The 19,641-nt window shown below is 60.2% G+C and carries 16 protein-coding genes; 6 read left to right on the forward strand and 10 right to left on the reverse strand.

What is annotated here, in order from left to right; genetic code table 11:
- Nucleotides 1-385 precede the first annotated feature (385 nt).
- Nucleotides 386-1,540, reverse strand: coding sequence for an ROK family transcriptional regulator (locus ACQUSW_RS08310; RefSeq protein WP_428931818.1), 1,155 nt, complete (start codon nt 1,538-1,540; stop codon nt 386-388).
- A gap of 213 nt (nt 1,541-1,753) precedes the next feature.
- On the opposite strand from ACQUSW_RS08310, the gene ACQUSW_RS08315 reads away from it, so the two are divergent.
- From ACQUSW_RS08315 to ACQUSW_RS08340, 6 genes are all read left to right on the forward strand, one after another.
- A complete protein-coding gene (locus ACQUSW_RS08315) occupies nt 1,754-3,037 on the forward strand; it encodes an extracellular solute-binding protein (RefSeq protein ID WP_428931819.1) in 1,284 nt (427 codons plus the stop codon).
- 83 nt (nt 3,038-3,120) lie between these two features.
- Nucleotides 3,121-4,035, forward strand: a complete 915-nt coding sequence (locus ACQUSW_RS08320) for a carbohydrate ABC transporter permease (RefSeq protein WP_428931820.1) — start codon at nt 3,121-3,123, stop codon at nt 4,033-4,035.
- Nucleotides 4,035-4,955 (forward strand): carbohydrate ABC transporter permease, encoded by a 921-nt coding sequence (locus ACQUSW_RS08325; RefSeq protein WP_428931821.1) that lies wholly within the window; start codon nt 4,035-4,037, stop codon nt 4,953-4,955. The genes ACQUSW_RS08320 and ACQUSW_RS08325 overlap by 1 nt, the downstream gene beginning before the upstream one ends.
- Complete coding sequence (locus ACQUSW_RS08330) at nt 4,955-6,196, forward strand: family 20 glycosylhydrolase (RefSeq protein ID WP_428931822.1); 1,242 nt, start codon at nt 4,955-4,957, stop codon at nt 6,194-6,196. The genes ACQUSW_RS08325 and ACQUSW_RS08330 overlap by 1 nt, the downstream gene beginning before the upstream one ends.
- A complete protein-coding gene (locus ACQUSW_RS08335) occupies nt 6,183-10,031 on the forward strand; it encodes a right-handed parallel beta-helix repeat-containing protein (protein ID WP_428931823.1) in 3,849 nt (1,282 codons plus the stop codon). The genes ACQUSW_RS08330 and ACQUSW_RS08335 overlap by 14 nt, the downstream gene beginning before the upstream one ends.
- Nucleotides 10,028-10,780, forward strand: a complete 753-nt coding sequence (locus ACQUSW_RS08340) for a peptidylprolyl isomerase (protein WP_428931824.1) — start codon at nt 10,028-10,030, stop codon at nt 10,778-10,780. Before ACQUSW_RS08335 ends, ACQUSW_RS08340 begins: the two co-directional genes overlap by 4 nt.
- 349 nt (nt 10,781-11,129) lie before the next feature.
- On the opposite strand, the gene nbaC is transcribed toward ACQUSW_RS08340, so the two are convergent.
- From nbaC to ACQUSW_RS08385, 9 genes are read right to left on the reverse strand one after another with little or no spacing between them, the layout of a single operon-like run.
- Nucleotides 11,130-11,684, reverse strand: a complete 555-nt coding sequence (gene nbaC / locus ACQUSW_RS08345; protein WP_428931825.1) for a 3-hydroxyanthranilate 3,4-dioxygenase — start codon at nt 11,682-11,684, stop codon at nt 11,130-11,132.
- Between the two features lie 10 nt (nt 11,685-11,694).
- Complete coding sequence (locus ACQUSW_RS08350) at nt 11,695-12,138, reverse strand: RidA family protein (protein ID WP_428931826.1); 444 nt, start codon at nt 12,136-12,138, stop codon at nt 11,695-11,697.
- Nucleotides 12,138-12,914: a 2-keto-4-pentenoate hydratase gene (locus ACQUSW_RS08355; RefSeq protein ID WP_428931827.1), complete on the reverse strand. Its 777-nt coding sequence runs from the start codon at nt 12,912-12,914 to the stop codon at nt 12,138-12,140. Before ACQUSW_RS08355 ends, ACQUSW_RS08350 begins: the two co-directional genes overlap by 1 nt.
- The gene (gene dmpG / locus ACQUSW_RS08360) at nt 12,911-13,936 is read right to left on the reverse strand and encodes a 4-hydroxy-2-oxovalerate aldolase (protein WP_428931828.1); all 1,026 of its coding nucleotides are present in this window, start codon (nt 13,934-13,936) and stop codon (nt 12,911-12,913) included. Before dmpG ends, ACQUSW_RS08355 begins: the two co-directional genes overlap by 4 nt.
- Nucleotides 13,933-14,916: an acetaldehyde dehydrogenase (acetylating) gene (locus tag ACQUSW_RS08365; RefSeq protein WP_428931829.1), complete on the reverse strand. Its 984-nt coding sequence runs from the start codon at nt 14,914-14,916 to the stop codon at nt 13,933-13,935. The genes dmpG and ACQUSW_RS08365 overlap by 4 nt, the downstream gene beginning before the upstream one ends.
- Entirely contained in the window at nt 14,913-15,728 is an 816-nt protein-coding gene (locus tag ACQUSW_RS08370) for a 2-keto-4-pentenoate hydratase (RefSeq protein WP_428931830.1), read from the reverse strand. The genes ACQUSW_RS08365 and ACQUSW_RS08370 overlap by 4 nt, the downstream gene beginning before the upstream one ends.
- The gene (locus ACQUSW_RS08375) at nt 15,725-17,182 is read right to left on the reverse strand and encodes a 2-hydroxymuconic semialdehyde dehydrogenase (protein WP_428931831.1); all 1,458 of its coding nucleotides are present in this window, start codon (nt 17,180-17,182) and stop codon (nt 15,725-15,727) included. The genes ACQUSW_RS08370 and ACQUSW_RS08375 overlap by 4 nt, the downstream gene beginning before the upstream one ends.
- Nucleotides 17,179-18,492, reverse strand: a complete 1,314-nt coding sequence (kynU, locus tag ACQUSW_RS08380) for a kynureninase (RefSeq protein ID WP_428931832.1) — start codon at nt 18,490-18,492, stop codon at nt 17,179-17,181. The genes ACQUSW_RS08375 and kynU overlap by 4 nt, the downstream gene beginning before the upstream one ends.
- Nucleotides 18,493-18,535: 43 nt before the next feature.
- A complete protein-coding gene (locus ACQUSW_RS08385; protein ID WP_428931833.1) occupies nt 18,536-19,564 on the reverse strand; it encodes an amidohydrolase family protein in 1,029 nt (342 codons plus the stop codon).
- Nucleotides 19,565-19,641 lie beyond the last annotated feature (77 nt).

Genomic DNA, 19,641 nt, shown 5'->3' on the forward strand with positions numbered 1-19,641 from the left:
TCGTGTGCGAGGGGGAACGGATCAGTTCAACTCCCACGCCGCTATCGAGTCTTCGCCCACACCGTGCCCCGGTGAATCCCGAACTGCTTCGCGATGGCCTTCACGCTTACGCCAAGGTCGCGCGCTGTTCGCATACCGTCCACTTCGTTGTCCGTGAGCCGTGTTCGAGGTCGTTTACTTGGTTCCACTGACGCCGCGATCCGCTCATCATCAACCTCACCCGCGTCGTCGGCATCCTCGCGAATCCCTTGATTCCACGCGGAGACGAGCTTCTGAATCCGTGGTCGCCTGTTCCCACAGCGCCCAATTGCGTCCACAATAAGAATGTCGGCACATTACGCTCGTCGGCGCAGCATCGAATACATTGACCTCGCGGTCTCACGCGTCACAACGCGGTAGCAGCTGCGACAACGTCGTCCACAGCACGCAAAGACTCAATACCGGCGCGCGCGGTCGAGGCATACATGTCATCGAGCTCCGCAGCCACGATCTGCACGTGCCTACCGACCAGCGGCAAGGCCCGATCACGCACCGTTACCGCGACCGCATCAACAAAACCCGGCAACGCGCGCGGCACCTCACCGCTCAACACCACGAGCGCCGGATCAATGACATGACACGTATTCACCAGCATCCGACCCAAAACCTCGGCCGCACGATCCACAATGCCCACGGCAGATGCCTCGGCTGATCGCACTCGATCACAAAACTCTTGCCACGAGCTCGGTGCACCGGCCGCCGTGGCATCGTCACGCAACATCGCCGGAATCGACACATATTGCATCAGGCAACCGGCGTTACCGCACGTGCACAAAGGACCATTCCAGTCGTACACGGTATGGCCGAGCTCGCCCGAACCACCCCGAGCTCCCGACTGCAAAATGCCGTCGAGAACATGACCCGATGTCACGCCGTAACTCACATCGACATACAAAACGTTGTCGTGTCCGTGCCCGCGACCCCACAAATACTCAGCTAGACCCTCGAGTCGAGCTGTGTTTTGGGTGTACACCGGAACACCAAAACGCTCCGACAAATACGCCTTGGGGTTCACCCCGTACCAGCGACTGGAAGCCCGTTGCGCATACACATCACCCGAACGGGAATCCATCTGTGTATCGACAGCAAGGTGCAGCGCGAGCACAGCATCCGGATGCAACCCCACCTCGCCGACCAGCCGCTCAACCAGGTCGGCACCGGCCGCAATACGCTCCGCAGCAACCGTGGCGACCTGACCCGAGACTGTCAATTCTTTTAACACCCGGCCGTCGAGAGTTGCAATCGTCACCGAACAGGTATCGACCAGAAACATGAGTGAGGCAAGGACGCCCAACTGTGGTGTTGTACCCAGCAGGTTCTTGAGCACACCTGGTTCAGCGTCGACCTCTTCTACCCAACCGTCAGCACTAAGACGGTTGACGAGATTCGTCACGGTTGCGCGCGAAACATCGAGGGAACGCGCTAAATCAGCCCGATACCCCGGCCCATGCACAATGAGCTCGCGCAGCAGTCGCTGGGCGTTGGGGGTAAGCGTGCTCACGTCGTCACTCAATTCCGGGTATTCAGCAAATGAACTTTTTGAGCGAATCTCGCCCGATGAAGTTTCACGTGAAGAAGGATTCTGTTTACTCACTTGACACTATCGCATTCTTTAGGCATTCTGTAGAACGGCTCACAACACCTCAACGCCGAGAACCTGCATACCGCTCCGTACGGCAGTGAGCTCATGGGGCGCGATTCCATCGGAGGGATCATGAAGTTTCGTAAAGTCCTTATGGGCGCCACGGTCGGTATCACGGCCCTGGCCCTGGCAGGGTGCAGCTCGACCGAACCCGGCACCAGCACGGGCGGCGGCGACGACGCAGCATCCGGAACAGTACGACTGTGGGTCATGGAGGGGTCGCTCTCTGAAGACTCGCAAAACTACCTGATCGACGAATTCGCCGAACAAAACCCCGGCAGCGAACTCAAGATCGAAGTTCAGCAGTGGGACGGCATCGTTTCGAAGCTGCAAACATCGCTCGCATCGAAGAACGAAAGCCCCGACCTCGTCGAAATCGGAAACACGCAGACCACCACCTTCACCACGGTGGGCGCATTCGCTGACGTGACCGACATGAAAGAAACCCTCGGCGGCGACACGCTCATTCCGTCGTTCGTCGATGCTTCGACAGTCGACGGCAAGATCTACGCCTACCCCTTCTATGCGGGTGCTCGCGGAGTGTTCTACCGCACCGACCTGTTCGAGGCAGCAGGCATCGAAGTGCCGCAAACCATCGAAGAGTTCGACTCGGCCGTTGCTGAGCTTCAAAAATCGAACCCCGAAGGCGTAGAAGACTTCGCCGGTATGTACCTCGCTGCCGTCGACACCCACGGAGTCGGCTCGTACTTGTTCGCCCACGGTTTTGAGTATGCCAAGAAAGACGGCGACACCTGGGTTGGCCAGGCCTCATCGCCGGAGTCGATCGCTGCACTCGAAACACTGCAGAAGACATTTAACGACGGCACCACCTTTGCCCTTGACTCGCAAGCGGGCCAGAAGTCGTTCGAACGTTACTTCAACGAGGGCATGACCGGCGTGCTGATCGGTACCGGCAACATCGGCACCAAGATCGATCAGGAACTGTGGGATGCCGACAAGGTCGGCGTTATCGCGCTGCCCTCCAGCACTCCTGGTGTTCCCGGTGCAACGTTCGCGGGTGGATCAAACATCGGTCTGGCCGCTAACTCGCAGAACCCCGAACTGGCGAAAAAGGCGCTCGAAGTGATCTTCGGCGAAGGCTTCCAAACGCGCCTGGCAGAAGAGGGTTGGGTTTCGGGCAACACCGCGTACAGCGACGCAGTAACCGGGCCCTTCGGCGAAATTGCCGGAGACGTCATCACCAACTCCAAGCTCACGCCCAACAGCCCCGAGTGGGGTGTTTCGTTCGGTGCTACACAGCTCAACGAGTTCTTTACGCGCGTAGCCAAGGGCGAAGACGTCAAGGCACTCGCGAAAGACTTCGACGAGCAGCTTGACGCAGCACTGAACAAGTGAACTAAGGCACGAACACAGCAATGACACATACGACAGCCCGGCCCACCGTGGCGCCCCCGCGGCGTTCACAGTGGAACCGACCGATGAGCAAAACGGTCAGCAACAAGCGGCGCAAACTTGCACCGTGGATGCTGCTGGCACCCGCGAGCATCATGGTCTTGGTCGCACTCGGTTACCCCCTTGTGCGCCAGTTGATCATGTCGTTCCAGCACTTCGGTCTGGCTCAACAATTCGGCCAACCAGCCGAATGGGCCGGGCTGTCGAACTATCAGTCGATCGTCACCGACCCCTACTTCTGGAGCGTATTCATTAAGTCGGTGTTGTTCTGCGCGTGGACCGCAGGCATCACCATGGTTTTCGGCGTCGGTTTTGCCGTGCTCATGCTGCGGCTGAACGCTCTCGTACGAGGAATCCTCACCACAACGCTCATCGTCGTATGGGCCATGCCGGCCCTGGCCTCGCTCACCGTGTGGCAGTGGCTGGTAGACCCCCGCTCGGGCCTGCTCAACTACGTGCTCACTTCGATCGGGCTCGACGGATTCAAAAACTTCCACTGGTTGGGTGAGAACTTTTGGACGTTCTATCTCGTAGCATCCGGCGTCATTATTTGGGCCTCACTCCCCCTCGTGGCCATCACCATCTATGCAGCCCTCGCGCAGGTACCCGGCGATGTTCTCGAAGCTGCCGAGATCGACGGGGCTTCTAACTTTCAGCAGATCCGCCGCATCATGTTGCCCATGATCGGCCCCGTGATCTCGCTCATCGGTGTGCTGCAGGTGATTTGGGACCTGCGCGTCTTCACCCAGATTTACGTGCTGCAACAGGCCGGCGGGATCGCCAGTGAAACAAACCTGCTGGGCACCTACGTGTACGAAACTGGAATCGCCAAGGGTGACTACGGCGTGGCGTCTGCGCTGGCCATGGTCATCCTCATTCTGACCCTGGTTCTCACCGGCAAATACCTGCAAATGCTTTACCGCCAGGGAGGAATCGACTGATGGCTACCGCAACCACCAGCTCGTCTGTTACCAGCTCGCCCAGCGTGGTCTCGGAACAGAGCGCTGCCGCTGCGGCCCGCGCCGCCCGCCGCAAAGCATTTTTTGCTAACCCCGGCTCGAACTTTTTTGGTGTGCTGTTGGCGCTGGTGTGGCTCATCCCCGTGTACTGGATGATCAACTCGGCCTTTCAATCGGAATCCGAGCTCATGGCATGGCCACCACACCTGCTCCCCCAAGACTTCACGTGGAATAACTTCATTACCGCGTTTACCAACAAAAACTTTTGGCCCGCTCTGGGTGCATCGCTCACCGCGGGTGCACTCACGGTAATTTTTGCATCCGGTGGCGCACTGCTGGCCTCGTTTGCGCTGTCGCGGTTCCGTTTTCGCGGTCGCACCATGATGATCATCGCCATCCTGGTGGTGCAGATGATTCCGGCCGAGGCACTGTTTATCTCGCAATACCGGATGCTGGATGGCTGGGGTTTGCTCAACTCTGTCATCGGGTTGTCGGTGCTCTACATCGGTACGATTGTGCCGTTTATCGCCTGGATGATGCGCGGCTTTGTCGACGGCGTTCCTGTCGAACTAGAAGAAGCCGCCATGGTTGACGGATGCTCGCGAGTGGGCGCTTTTTGCCGCGTTACCCTGCCGCTACTGGTTCCGGGCATTATCTCGACTTCAGTGTTTGGCTTTCTCTTTGCGTGGAACGAATACACTCTCGCTTTGATCGTGCTGTCGAAAGATTCCGCGGTGACGCTGCCGATTTGGTTGCAGTCGTTCCAGCAGGGCTTGAAGGCCACCGACTGGGGTGCTGTTATGGCCGGTGCCACCCTTATCGCCATCCCCGTCATCATCATCTTCGTGCTCGTACAGAACAAGATTTCTAAGGGCATGGTGGCGGGAGCAGTGAAGGGCTGATGGCCAATGTTCTTCCCGCGGTTGCCGTGGGCCCTACTCGTGGTCGGCAATCGCGCTTCTTATGGCGCGGGCTCATGATCGACTCGGCGCGCACTCGGCACTCGGTAGCGACGATCAAGAGAGTGATTGAACTGGCTAGCCGCTACGGATTCAACCGTTTACAGTGGCATCTCACCGATGATCAGGGATGGCGCTTTCATGTGCCGGAATACCCCAACCTCACCGCAGAGGCAGCCTTCTTGCCACGCGATACGTTCGATGATTACCATGCGTTGCGCGGCGATACGCGGGCACGGGCATCACAAGAGCAAGACGACAAGTGGCATAACGGCTTTTATACCGACGCAGATATTGCTGAGGTCGTTGCCCATGCTCAGCGACATGGCGTGATGATTGTGCCCGAGGTTGATCTTCCCGGGCACATGATGGCGGCCATTATGGCCTACCCCGAGTTGGGTCGGCCTACCGGGCTCCCGCTGCCGGAGGGATCGATGCGCGAGCACATGTGGTGGCCTGCTCGCAACGACCTGTTGTGGCCAACAGATGAAGCGCAAAACTTTATCGTTGCTGTCATGCGGCGGGTTATCGAACTGTTTCCCGCGCCATACGTTCACATCGGTGGTGACGAGTGTGCTCACCAGCAGTGGGCGTCGGATCCTGACATCGATGCGTGGATGACGCTGCGCGGCGTGGAACGCCCCGACCAACTGCAGGGCTGGTTTATGCAGCAGGCGGCCGACGTACTGCGCGCACACGGCAGGCAGGTCGCCGTGTGGGACGACGCATGCCAGCTCTGGAATGATGATGAAGCGCTTGTCATCGCCTGGGATGAAGACCGCGGCATGGAGCGCATAAAGAACGCGAACCAGCAGTTTGTTTTTGCCGATGCCCGCTACCTCTACCTCAACCGCGTTGACCCTCATGCGCAGCATCCGCAAAAAGGTATGTTGCCCGCTATTTCGGTGAACGACATTCTCACGGCTACGTGGCCGGAGTCAAACCACGAGCGGTGCGTTGGCCTGCAAGCCTGCGTGTGGTCGGAGTTTGTGCTCGACGGTAACGATCTGCTTGCCATGCTCTTCCCACGCCTGTTGGCTGTGGCCGAGCGTATGTGGAACCCCTCTCCGGATGCTGCTGAAGCAGCCGTCCGTATCGCGCAGGAATACGCTGCGCTTCAATCTGCGGGGGTCCTTGACCTCCGCACCTCAGCAACGGTGGTGACGGTGAATGCAACAACGTAAATCAAAGACCGTGTGGGCGGGAGTAGCTGCATGGGCCATGGTGGTCGCAGCGGTGGTCTTTTCTCCTGCCAGCGCCGCGGCAGCGCAAACCCCGGATGCCGCACAGCAAGCTCCGCGCATTGTGTTCGATGATGACTTCTCGTCGAACGACGGTTCGGGGTGGGCAGCCACAAAAGCGAACGACGCTACGACCATCAGTTTCTCGGGTGGCATGGCAACGATCACCGGTGGCGGGCCCGAAAACCGCATCGTCTCGGCGGAAGACGTACTCGCGCAGAACTTTACGCTCACCAGTGACCTGTTTATTAACGCCGGTAACACCAACGCGGCGGTAAAGATCGGCTTCTTTTCGAATGCTTCTGCCGCTGACCGCCACCAGGTGACGTGGGACGGCCCGCACAAGCTTCTCAAGCTTGAGCGCGTAGTCAATGGCACAACGACCACGCTAGAGACAGCATCCGGTGTGGATCTTCCGGTGAATACCGGGGGAGAGGCACATGAGGTTGCCATTAATGTCGACGGTGATCGGGTAACCGTGGCGGTTAACGGGCAGCAGCACCTGGATGTGGCCGATGCCGGAACCGCTGCGGCACGGCAGGGTCGCCTGGTGTTTGCCGGGCAATTCCCCGCGCAAGACTTTAGCGTCGACCGCGTGACGGTGACGACCACAGAAGAAGAGGTTGTCGGCGAATACACCGTCGATGTCGAGACCATGACCAACGGTGTGCTCGACACCGACCCGGCCACGGCCGGTGGCACGCTTCGCGCCAACCGCACCTCGGGCAACGAGGGCGATGTCGTTACTCTCAGCTACAGCGTCGAGCCGGGCTTTGTGTTTGACGGTTACGAGTCGCTACGCAAAGACACCGGCACGAGTACCGATGGCCTTCTGACCATTACCGACGACCAGTTTGCCTTTAATGACAAGACAGGCAGTGTCGTCATCATCGCGAAGTTCATCGACGAACCTGAAGACCCGAATGTGGTGTTCGCCGACTACTTCCGTGACGAACTCAACAGCCATGGTCTGTATACGTTCTCGAACGAGAATGTGTTTGCCGTGGTTGACGGTGCTCTGCACATTGCTCCGGATGCTGGTGCCGCGCACGCTTTCGTCGATAGCACCACGTGGAACGAGGCGACGAACTATCGCATTGCGTTCGACGCATATAAGGTCAACGCTACTGCCGGAACCGCGCAGATTGCTTTTCGTGGGGACAGCTTCGACGACCGTTACGTGCTCGCGCTGAATGGGTCGAAGGCACTCCTGCGTCGTATGGACTCCAACGGCAGCAATGTCGAACTCGCTAGCGCCCTCTACACCTTCAACCAGACATCACGAAACATCGTCATCGATGTCTCGGACGACACCGTTTCGGTATCGTCCGATGGTGTGCCGGTGCTGTCGTATGACAATCGTGATGATGGTGATCGTGATACCGCGAACTGGTCGGGTCTCACAGCAGGACTCGGCCTCATCAACATGACGCCGGGTGCTCCGGTCGCCTTCGATAACGTGATTGTTACTCGCATTCCCGAGTACTTCGACGCCAACGTGACAATCACTGCCGATGGCGAGGCAGACGAAGAGCGTGCAAGCGGTGCCGTGGTGTTGGCTCAGCACCGCGTTGCGGCGGGGGAGCAGCTGGGCTGGACCACGTACCCCAAGGGTGGTTACGAATTTGACGGCATGTATTTTGAGGGCACTCGCATCGATGGCCCGGCGTTCACGGTGCCGGAATCAATCGACGGGCCCATAACCCTCGTCGCCAACTTTGTCGCAACTCCCACATCGGCCACGAGCTACTACATCGACTCGAACGATGGTGACGACGCCAATAGCGGTACGAGCCGTGATCAGGCGTGGGCTACGCTGACCAATCTTGATCGCACATTCGAACCGGGAGACAAGATTCTGCTCAAGCGCGGCAGCGTGTTTGAAGGTGCAGCAGCCGCATTGCGCTTCCAGGGTTCGGGATCAACCGGAGCGCCCATTACGGTTGCGGCATATGGTGAGGGAGCACGCCCGCAGCTGAACGGCGCAGGCGAGGTCGACAACGTCATCAGTTTGTTCAACCAAGAACACATTACGATTTCGGATCTGGAAATCACCAACCTGCACCCGTCGTTCAACGACTCGTTTGAACTAAACGCCAGCTCTAACCGAGAGAAAGACCTGCGTGCGGTGAACGTTTCGGCACGTGATTTTGGCGTCGTGCGCGGCATCCGGATTAGCGACCTTTACATTCACGACGTGAACGGCAACCTCGCGGTCAAGTGGAACGGTGGAATCTTCTTTGATGTGCAGGGGAGCGTCGTCGAGGGCGAGATCCGTGGCGTACCGACCAAGTACGACGACGTCGTGATCGAGGGCAATGTTCTCGAGCGAGTTGACCGTTCGGGTATCAAGCTCGTCAGCTCTGCCTGGGCTAACCAGTCGCTGCAGAACAATCCTGGGCAGCCCTTGCACTGGTACCCCTCAACGAATGTTGTGGTGCGCGACAACCAGTTCCGTTACATGGGTGGCGACGCCATTACCGTGCGCGACACCGACGGCGCACTGATCGAATACAACCTGGCGCGGCACTCGCGCTACCAGAACACGGGGTACAACGCCGGAATCTGGCCGTTCCAAGCAACCAACACCGTTATTCAGTACAACGAGGTGTCACACACCCATGGCGTACAAGACGGTCAAGGGCTCGACACCGATCACGTTTCGGCATACAGCGTCATGCAGTACAACTACTCGCATAACAACGAGGGCGGGTTCATGTTGATCATGAACGGTTTCCCGCACACTGCACCAACGATTCGGTACAACATCAGTCAAAATGATGCCGACAAGACCTTCGAGTTTGCTCGCGGAACCGCGGCAGGAACGATGATCTACAACAACACCATTTCGTCGGACATGCTGTTGCAAGGACCGCGCGGTGGTGTGCTCGACCTGGCCAACTCTGCCGCTGGCACGGGAAACCGCGAGATTTTCATCTTCAACAACGTGTTCAACTACCCCGAAGGACAACGGTTCTACGTGGGCGAGGCCGACACGATGAAGACGAAGGCGAAGCTGTTTAACAACGCCTATACCGGTGGCATTGCCGTGCCAGACGAAGAAGAGCAAGCTATCACCGGCGATACTGTTTTGCCTGGCCTGGGCACGGCACCCGATAACGCTGAAGCTACGCAACCGCTGGCAGGGATCCACGCTGGCAACGCCTTTGACGGATACATTCCCGAAGAAGAATCTATTCTGCGCAATGTGGGTGTCAGCGTGGCTGAGGTAGTCGAGCACTTTGGCGGCACGCTCACCGATCGTCGTCACATGACTCCGACCGAGATACATGCTTTGGCGCTCGAAGGAGAAAGTATCGACTTCGCCGCTGGTGGTTACCTGCCCGCTGTCGATGGTGTGCTCTACAACCTCGACTTCTTGGGCAACCCTCTACCGGGGTCGCCGGATGCCGCAGAAGACACCGCCGCGCTTGTCGGAATCACCGATACCGACGAGGGCCTCACCATCGGCGCTGTGCAATACACGGAGGCCGAGCCGGAGCCGGAGCCCTCGCCCGAGCCGGAGCCGACCGATGAACCGACGCCGACGCCAACCGATGAGCCGAAGCCCTCGCCCGAGCCCACCGACGAACCGACTGTTGCGCCCACTCCGGCGCCTTCGCCGGACGGTAATGACGACGGCTCAGACGCGGGGGATGCCCCCGACGGTGAACTGCCGATGACGGGCTCGACGTGGCCGACGACACTGGCAGGCCTGGCTCTGCTGCTTATTGGCGCCGGTTGGTGGTTGCGTCGTCGCACGCGGAGCGCTGTGTGACACGCTCTTCACGCACGGCCGTGATCCCGCGCATGCTTTGCCGTGCCGGGATCACGGCCGTGCTCACGGTGAGTATCGTTACCACTGCCGCAGCTTGCACGCCTGCCACCGTGCAACACGAAGTTGCGGCGGTCTATGAACAGGCCGAAGGCGTCGTGCTCGACGCGAAAGAGTCGGCCATGGAGCGCGATATTGCGATCATTGATTGGGCTATCGAGGCCGGCATTATCGAGCGCTTCGAGACGGCAGAATTCGCGGACGATAGCGCAGTACCGACCAACGACACACAGTTCGGTGCCCAAACGATGACAACGTGGCAGCGCTATCGCGACTACGTTGAACAACTGGCACAGGGTCTGCGCGACAAGCTTCGTGATGAACTCACGATTGACGACGTGCGCGAGTTTTATCAGCAGCATCCGGAGGCTTTTACTCGCGTCGATGACGTGGTGATCGAGGTGACTGAATGGCACGACGGGCGTGCTGTGGAAACCTTTTCGGTCGAGATCGACGAAACCACGGTGCGCGAGCTGCAAGAGCGCGACGATGCCGTGATCGCTGCGGCACTCGACCTGGCCGAAGGCGCAACTGTCACGGTCGACCGTGGCGACGGCCGCTATGCTCTTGTGCGCTGCGTTTCGCGTCACGACGGTGGCGTTATGCCCTTCGACGACGTAGTGCAGGCTGCCGCCATGCAACGAGCCGACGAACTCTTTCGTCAGGCGCTCGAGGCCAGGCTCGCTGGCTGAACTATGACTTCGACGCTGTGATTGCCAAACGTTGAAGGTCGCGCCCAACGATTACCTGACCGCCGAAACCAGCGGTCGCACGTGCGCCAGGAATCATCGCTGATTTCATCGTCCCCTCCAGGCACGACTTCACCTGGCGTGAGCGCGCTCAAGACTCGTGAACCGAAAAGAGGCGTGGCTATCTGCGATCACATAGGTCTGGGCGGTCGACGGGTTTGCCGAAAATAGGAAATTTGCCGAGATCATGAAGATTTCTGCAGAATTAGCATGATCTCGGCAAATTTCCTGTTCTCGGCCCAAGCCCACGCGAGTAGCCGCGCGAGGACACCCGCACAAGCAGCCCCGGATGCTACGGAGCCACCCCGGATGCCACGGGCGAGAGGTGTTCGCGCTGCAGAGGCGAGCCGTCGGGCGCCTGCAGGGTATCGAGGCGTTCGTAGAAAGCGTCGAACACGGGCGGGAGGTCTGTGACGATGTCGGTGACCTGTAGTTCGACTTCATGCACGAGCGTCGCAGTGTCGGCGGTGTGGTGGTACCACTGGAATTTTTCGAGCACGCCTTCTTGCCGCACTTGTTCGATGACGAGTCCGATCGACCCTTCTTCGGGTCGCTGGGGGGAGTGCGGTGTGTTGCCGGGCAGTAGGTACATTTCGCCTTCGCGAACGTGCACGGTGCGGGGTCCTTCGGGCGTGATCACATTAATGTGCATGTTGCCCTTGATTTGGTAGAAGAGTTCTTCGTACGGGTCGACGTGGTAGTCCTGGCGTGAGTTGGGTCCGCCAACGACCATGACGATGAGGTCTTTCCCTTCGGGGAACATTGCTTTGTTGCCCACCGGTGGCTTGAGCAGGTGAGCGTTGTCTACCAGCCATCCTTGAAAATTGGTTGATGTCCAGTCGGCCATGACCGTCTCCTTACTGTGTGTGCGTTGTTGCTGTCGTTGGCAGCGTCGCGATGGCTTGTATTTCGATGAGCAATTGTGGGTGGGGCAGTTGGTGCACCGCGACGGTTGTGCGGGCAGGCCCGGTATCGCCCTGAAAATAGCGGGCGTATACCTCGTTGTATCCGGCGAAGTCATCCATCGACACCAGGTAGGTGGTGAGGGTAACGAGGTCGTCGAGTGAGGCCCCGGCGTGGCGAAGAATGGTGCCAATGTTGTCGATAACGGCGGCGGTTTGTTCGCGAATGTCGAGCGTGAATGTGCCATCCGGATGCTGCGTGGCCCCGGCGATGGTGTTGTCGGCCCTGCGGCTACTCGTTCCCGAAACATAAATCGTGCCGTTGGCGATATGTGCGTGCGGGTATCCGCCGAGCGGCTGGGCGTTTCCGGGGAGATAAACGGTGCGGCGCGGGTTCATTATGCCTCCTCAGACATGTGGAGGGTGACTGATCCTAATTGGGAGATGGTGGCTCGCACGGAGGTTCCCGGATGCCACGGGTGGGCGGCCGTAGCTGCTCCGGCAAGTATCACGTCTTTCGCGCGGAGCGGGATGCCGTGTTCGCGAGCATGGATGACGGCCGCATGGAGGGCGCGCCACGGGTTGTCGAGTATGGCTGCGGTGCTTCCGGTGTCGATGTCGACGCCGTCGATCTGCAGGATGACTCCGAGGTTGCTCAGACTGTGTTCGAGGGCGGGTGTTGGCGTGATCCACGGGCCGATCGCGTATGCCGATGCGGAGGCATTGTCGGCGACGACGTCGCTGAGCGTGAAGCGAAAGTCACGATAACGGCTGTCGATCACTTCGATGCCGACCGCAATGCCGTCTATGGCGTTGCTGATGGCGGCAAGGTTTTCGTCGGGTGCGATGTCACGTGCGAGACGAAAACAGAGCTCGGGCTCAACGCGGGGGTGAATGAACTGTGCCGGGCTGACGGTGGCACCATCGGCGTGGGCCATGCCGGTTGTAATGCGCCCCGCGATGATGTGATTCACTCCCATTTGGCGCATTTTGGCGGGGTTGGTGAACCCGAGCTTGAGGCCGGTGGCCTGTTCACCTTCGGCCAGTCGCAGCTCAATGAGCTGCTGTTGCACACGGTAAGCGGCAGCGAGATCGAGCGTGTCGTCGTGAGTAAAAGCGTCGACCTCGGTGGTTCCGCGCTGGGCGTCGTGCAGTATGCGAGCGTGGTTGGTCACTGTGCACCTACCAGGTCGAGAGCGACGTCGACGATCATGTCTTCTTGGCCGCCAATCATGCCGCGTCGGCCTAACTCCATGAGAAGTTCGCGCACGTCACAGCCGTACTGTTGCGCTGCGCGTTCGGCGTGCAGTAAAAAGCTGCTGTATACCCCTGCGTATCCGAGGGTAAGTGTTTCGCGATCGACGCGCACGGGTCGTTGTTGCAGCGGCCGCACGAGGTCGTCGGCGGCGTCCATGAGGGCAAACGTGTTGCCGTTATGACGAAAACCCATGAGGTCGGCGACGGCGCTAAACGCTTCTAGTTGTGCGTTGCCGGCGCCGGCACCGAGGCCGGTGAGTGAAGCATCAACACGGTATACGCCGTGTTCGACCGCCGTGACCGAGTTGCCGATAGCCAGCGACAGGTTGTCGTGCGCGTGAATCCCGATCTGGGTTTCGGGTTCGAGAACGTCGCGGTAGGCGGTGATGCGGGCGGCGACATCGTTCATGGTGAGGCGACCGCCCGAGTCGGTGACATACACGCATCCGGCGCCGTAAGACTCCATGAGTTTGGCTTGGCGCGCGAGCTCTTTGGGCGAGTTGAGGTGGCTCATCATGAGAAACCCCGAAACATCCATGCCGTTCTCTCGTGCCCAGGCGATGTGTTGTGCCGAGACGTCGGCTTCGGTGCAGTGGGTGGCCACCCGCACGCTGGTTACGCCGAGTGATTGTGCGCGGCGTAGGTCGTCGATTGTGCCGATACCGGGCAGTAAGAGTGTTGTTACTCGGGCGCGCGAGACCGAATCGACAACGGCTGTGATCCATGCGTCGTCGGTGTGCGCGCCAAAACCATAGGTGAGGCTGGAGCCGCTGAGACCATCGCCGTGAGCGATCTCGATGGCGTCTACCCCGGCCTCATCGAGTGCTCGTGCAATGGTGCGCACCTGGTCGATGCTGAAGCCGTGGCGAACGGCGTGCATACCGTCGCGTAGCGTGACGTCTTGCAGGTAGACGGCGGGCGGTTGTGCTGTTGTCGTCATGACTGCTCCGTGCGGGTCGCGGTGGTGGTAGAGCTACGGCGGATGCTGTTTTCTGCGCGCAACTGCATGAGCTTTTCGGCTGTCGCTAGAGCGGCCGAGGTCATGATGTCGAGGTTTCCGGCGTAGTCGGGCAGGTAGTGGCCGGCGCCTGAGACCTCAAGGAAGACGGTGACCTGTTTACCGGTAAAGGGGCCATCGAGTGCTGGCACATAGTCGGCGCTGATCGCCGCAACCTGGGGCGGGTGTTTGAGCCGGTAGCCGGGAACATAGCGGGCGACCTCGGCAACCATGGCCGTAATCGAGCCCACGACGGCATCGGCATCAATGTCGTCGCACAGTGCCGTGACGGTGTCGCGCATGAGTAGGGGAGGCTCAGCGGGGTTGAGGATGATGATGGCTTTGCCTTTGTCGGCGCCGCCTACCTCAGCTATTGCACGCGAGGTGGTTTCGGTGAACTCATCAATGTTGGCGCGCGTGCCGGGGCCGGCTGAGCGAGACGCGATGGAGGCGACGATTTCGGCGTACCGCACGGGCGCGACGGCGCTGATGGCTGCCACGATGGGAATGGTGGCCTGCCCGCCGCACGTGACCATGCTGATGTCGGGTTGGTCGAGGTGGTCGCCGAGGTTTACCGGCGGCACGACGAAGGGGCCCATAGCTGCGGGCGTGAGGTCGATGGATACCGCGCCCAGTTCGGCTGCGACTTTTTGGTTGTGTGCATGGGCTGACGCCGAGGTGGCATCGAAGACGATGTCGACCCCGGTTGGGCCAACCAGCTCCGCGAGGGCGTCGATTCCTTCGGCTGTGGTGGGGATGCCGAGCCGGCGAGCACGGGCGAGCCCGTCGGAGTCGGGGTCAACGCCCACCATGGCTACGAGCTTCAGCGTCTGCGAGATGCGCAGGATCTTGATCATTAGATCGCTGCCGATATTGCCGGATCCGATGATGGCAACAGGTATACGGGAATCGTGCGTTGTCATGATGATGATTTCTGCTCGTTGTGGGCGGCGGTAAATTCCACGCGAACACTGCCTAAGCCCTCGATGCGTGCTTCGTATGCTCCCGCGCTTGTCACCGAAGCCATAGGGCCCAGCGCTCCCGACATGATGAGGTCGCCAGCCCGTAGGGGGTTGCCACGGCGTGCCAGTTCTTGCGCGAGCCATGTAACGGCCACGAGGGGGTGGCCGAGGCATGCGGCTCCGGCTCCGACCGATACCGCTTGCGTTCCGCGTTCCATGACCATGCCGACATCGCGCAGATCGAGGTCGAGGGAGGCAAAGCTGCGGGCTTGCCCGATAACGCTGGCGGCTCCGGATGCATTGTCAGCAACGGTGTCGATGAGGGTGATGTCCCAGTCGATGATGCGTGAGTCAACAATTTCGATGGCCGGTGCGACCAGACCGATCGCGGCCTGCACATCGGCGGCGGAGGGGTGGGTCATATCGAGGTCGCGATCTAGCACGAATGCGATCTCTGCTTCTACGCGTGGTGCGATAAAGCAAGCCAGGTCGACGCGATGCCCAGACATGAAGATTTCGTCGGCGTAGAGGGCGCCGAAGTCGGGGCGGTCAACGCCGAGTTGCTGTTGTACAGCGGTTGAGGTGAGGCCGATTTTGCGGCCACCAATGCGTCGGCCGCTGTCAATTTCGGCGCCCACAATATGGCTTTGTACGGCGTAGGCGTCGTCGAGCGTTGTAATGATGTCTCGCACCGGCGCACAGGGTGTTGCTGTGCGTGCGGCGGTGCGCAGTCGTTCGACCGCTTCCGTTATGGCCGGGTCGTGCGTTTTCATAGGGCTATCACCACGTTCGTGGAGTCGGTGTAGAAGTCGAGGGAGTGCTTTCCGCCTTCGCGGCCGATACCTGAGAGCCCGCGCCCGCCGAAGGGGGTGCGCAGGTCGCGCAGGTACCAGGTGTTGACCCACGAGATTCCCACATCCATGGCGGCAGCCACCCGGTGAGCGCGGCGCAGGTCGTCTGTCCAGGTGGCTGCGGCGAGCCCGTAGCGGGTGTCGTTGGCTAGCGCGATGGCTTCTTCTTCTGTGTCGAACGGGATGATGCCGCAGAAGGGTCCAAAGATTTCTTCGCGCATAACGGCAGAGTCGTGGGCGAGGTCGGTAGCGATGGTTGGTTCTATCCAGGAGCCGCCGACCAGGTCGTCGGGCATATCGGGGATACCGCCGCCGGTGATGATGGTGCCTTCGGCGCGCGCCCTGTCAAAGTAGTGCGTGACCTTGTTGCGGTGTTCGTGTGAGATGAGGGGGCCGAGCGTTGTGGCTGCAGCATCCGGATGCCCGAGGCGGTGGTTGCGGGCTTGCACCGCCAACGCATCGACAAACCGCTCATATATGCTGCGTTCGACATACACGCGTTCCGTGGCCAGACATACCTGGCCGGTGTTGAGGAACGATGACCGCGCGATTCCGGCGACGGCACGGTCGAAGTCGGCATCGGCGAAGACGATACCGGCGTTCTTTCCTCCCAATTCAAACGAAACGGGTTTTACTCCGGATGCTACGGCCGACATGATCGTTGCTCCGGTCGATGACTCACCCGTAAACGTCACGCCATCAATATCAGGGTGCGTGGTGAGGTATTCACCTGCAGAGTTCGGACCAAATCCGTGCACGATGTTAATAACGCCTGGAGGAATGCCCGCTTCGACTGCGATTTCGCCGAGTACGGTTGCCGACCACGGTGTGAGTTCGCTGGGTTTGATCACCACCGTGTTGCCGCACGCCAGAGCTGGTCCGAGTTTCCAGGTCAGTAGCAGCAGTGGCAGGTTCCACGGCACAATAACGGCCACAACGCCCAGAGGCTTACGTACCGTGTAGTTGAGGGCGCGGCTGCCGTCGGCTAGTTCGGTGATGTATGACTCGGTGTCTACCTGGGTGAGCAGATCGGCGAAAGCGTCAATGTTGACTGCCGCACGGGGAACATCCAGTGAGCGCGCGAGCGCTGCGGGTTTGCCGGTGTCGGCAATTTCGACTGCCGCCAGGTCGTCGAATCGATTCCGGATGCCGTCGGCAAAACGCCGTAGGGCTGCAACGCGGTCGGGCACACTCAACGATCGCCACGGGCCATGCAGGGCGCGTCGAGCTGCCCCGACGGCCGCATCGACAACACTGCGGTCGGCTTCGTGCACCTCGGCGATGGTTGCTCCGGTCACCGGTGATACGTCGGCAAACGTCTGGCCGGAGTCGACCCATTCGTTGTCGATGAGGTTTCTTAGCTGTGGCGTGCTCATGATGCCCCCTGTTGTGTGTCACCGAGCTCGTCGAGCACCGATCCCAGTGCCCGCGCTGCCCGCCAACAGTCGTGGAAGGAGTTATAAAGTGGCACGGGCGCCAGACGAATGACATCGGGCATACGGGCGTCACCAATAACACCGTGCTCCCAGCGCAGTTTGTTCGTGACATCGGCCGCGTCTGCCCCTAAACGCACCGACACCTGTGATCCGTGACGTTCTTGCTCGCGGGGGGTAATAATGTGCGAAGCGCGCCCCTGCAGTACGGTGTCGAGCTGATCCATGAGATATTCCGAAAGGCGAAGGCTCCGCTCGCGCAGCGCCGTGATACCGACGCTGTCGAACATGCGCAGCGACGCCAAGACCGGCGCCATGGCCAGAATGGGCGGGTTAGAAAGTTGCCAGGCATCGGCACTGGCCACCGGATCGACCGTCGGACCCATTTGAAAACGGGTCTCGACATTACTGCTCCACCAGCCCTCAAAACGAGGAATAGTGCGGTCTGCCACATGACGCTCATGCACAAAGCATCCGGCTACTGCCCCTGGCCCGGCGTTCATGTACTTGTACGTGCACCACGCGGCCCAGTCCACACCCCACTCATGCAACTGCAGGGGGATGTTCCCGGCGGCGTGAGCGAGGTCCCAGCCGACGATGGCACCCGCGGCATGGCCGGCCGCCGTCACGCGCGCAATGTCGACCACTTCACCGGTGTAATAGTTCACGCCTCCCAGCATCATGACTGCTACACGGTGTCCTTCATCGCGAAGAAACTGTTCGATGTCTTCTGTGCGCAAAACGTCTTCGCCGTCGCGGGGGCGAAGACGAATAACCGCAGCATCCGGATCAAGCCCGTGCAAAGCTGCCTGACTGCGTGCCGCATAGCTGTCCGAAGGGAAAGCAGAGTCTTCTATGACGATCGCCGTGCGATCGCCAGCTGGCCGATAAAAGCTCACAAGCATGAGGTGCAGATTGACCGTCAGCGAGTTCATGACGACAACCTCGTGTGGCAAAGCACCCACGAGTCGGGCCGAGGCCTCGCGCAGATGCTCGTGGTAGCGCACCCACGGGCGCGGTGCATCGCTGTGGCCCTCCACACCCCACCGCGACCATGCCGACAGCTCTTCATCGATGATGGCGCGCACGTCAACCGACAGCAGACCCAGCGAGTTGCCCGCCAGATACGCGCTCTCGTCGTTATCGCCGCCGTCGGCCGGCGGAATAGCAAACCGTGTGCGCAGCGACGATAGTGGGTCGGCAGCGTCGCGGTCGCGCGCGTCGCGTTCGGTGTCGGTGCTGGTAATAGTCATCTTTTCCTCGTCTTCGAGTGCTGATGCGGTGGCGGTGAGCGACCTAGACGGCTCCGGCCGCGGCAGATATCCCCTGCAGCGCGGAGGCCGATCGGGCCCCCAAAAAGAGTTCGGCGTTACGGCCAAGAATGCGGTCGTGCACCGAGCTATCGAGTCCGGCTGTGCGCACGAGCTCGCCAATGTTCTGTTCGCCGAGCGGGTACGGGTAGTCGCTGCCGAGCATCACGCGATCGGCACCCATAGTGTCGATGAGCATGCGAAGGGGAGCGTGGTCAAAAACCAGGGTGTCGACACTGAAGCGGTCGAGATACCCCGACGGCGGCAGTGCCGATGTGCCAATAATGTCGTTGCGGTGCTGCCATGCGTTGTCCATGCGGCCAATCCAGAATGGAAAAGAGCCACCGCCGTGCGCAAAACACAGGCGAAGCTCGGGCCCGACACGATCAAAAACGCCGCCCAAGATCAGCGCAAGAATCGACAGGTGTGTTTCTGACGGCATGCCCACGAGCCACTGCGCCATCCATCGGTCAAGACGCGGACCGTTGGGCATATCCCACGGGTGAATAAACACGGGCACGTCGCGGTCGGCGCAGTGCTGCAAAAAGGTGACGATTCCCGCGTCGTCCAGGTCGCGGTCGCCCACATGGTTACCGATCTCTACACCCACGTGCCCGGCGTCTAGGCAGCGGTCGAGTTCTGCGCAGGCGGCGTCGGTGTCTTGCAGCGGCACCTGGCAAAAAGGCAGAAGGCGGCCCTCGCCCTGCGCAGCGATGTCGAGCGCAAGGTCATTAAAAATAGAAGCCACCTGGGTGGCGGCATCCGGATGCTGCTCATAGCTGAAAAACACGGGTGTTGGCGACATCACCTGCAGGTCAATACCGTGCGTGTCCATGTCTTCGAGGCGCTTATCGGCGTTCCACGATGCATCATCGATGCGCCGGAACTCCTGTGAGCCGAGCATAATTGTCGCGTCGCGCGGGCCGTCTACTCGCAGTGTGGGCCGCGGTGGGGTTCCCGCCAATGCGGGCCACTGCTGTGGCACGTAATGGGCGTGAATGTCGATGACCGTCATCGGAGCACCTCCTGCTCACGATCTTGAAGGCGTTCACCGATGAAAGCTAATACCAAGCGCCCCTGCCGGTATGCAGA

Source organism: Microbacterium luticellae (genome assembly GCF_050408645.1).
In the GTDB taxonomy this organism is placed as follows: domain Bacteria; phylum Actinomycetota; class Actinomycetes; order Actinomycetales; family Microbacteriaceae; genus Microbacterium.

Coding starts and splice junctions, on each gene's coding strand:
- ACQUSW_RS08370 (WP_428931830.1), bottom strand. CDS start 15,728: ATGAAAACGCACGACCCGGCCATAACGGAAGCGGTCGAACGACTGCGC.
- nbaC (WP_428931825.1), bottom strand. CDS start 11,684: ATGGCCGACTGGACATCAACCAATTTTCAAGGATGGCTGGTAGACAAC.
- ACQUSW_RS08385 (WP_428931833.1), bottom strand. CDS start 19,564: ATGACGGTCATCGACATTCACGCCCATTACGTGCCACAGCAGTGGCCC.
- ACQUSW_RS08330 (WP_428931822.1), top strand. CDS start 4,955: ATGGCCAATGTTCTTCCCGCGGTTGCCGTGGGCCCTACTCGTGGTCGG.
- ACQUSW_RS08315 (WP_428931819.1), top strand. CDS start 1,754: ATGAAGTTTCGTAAAGTCCTTATGGGCGCCACGGTCGGTATCACGGCC.
- ACQUSW_RS08375 (WP_428931831.1), bottom strand. CDS start 17,182: ATGAGCACGCCACAGCTAAGAAACCTCATCGACAACGAATGGGTCGAC.
- kynU (WP_428931832.1), bottom strand. CDS start 18,492: ATGACTATTACCAGCACCGACACCGAACGCGACGCGCGCGACCGCGAC.
- ACQUSW_RS08325 (WP_428931821.1), top strand. CDS start 4,035: ATGGCTACCGCAACCACCAGCTCGTCTGTTACCAGCTCGCCCAGCGTG.
- ACQUSW_RS08350 (WP_428931826.1), bottom strand. CDS start 12,138: ATGAACCCGCGCCGCACCGTTTATCTCCCCGGAAACGCCCAGCCGCTC.
- ACQUSW_RS08335 (WP_428931823.1), top strand. CDS start 6,183: ATGCAACAACGTAAATCAAAGACCGTGTGGGCGGGAGTAGCTGCATGG.
- dmpG (WP_428931828.1), bottom strand. CDS start 13,936: ATGACGACAACAGCACAACCGCCCGCCGTCTACCTGCAAGACGTCACG.
- ACQUSW_RS08320 (WP_428931820.1), top strand. CDS start 3,121: ATGAGCAAAACGGTCAGCAACAAGCGGCGCAAACTTGCACCGTGGATG.
- ACQUSW_RS08365 (WP_428931829.1), bottom strand. CDS start 14,916: ATGACAACGCACGATTCCCGTATACCTGTTGCCATCATCGGATCCGGC.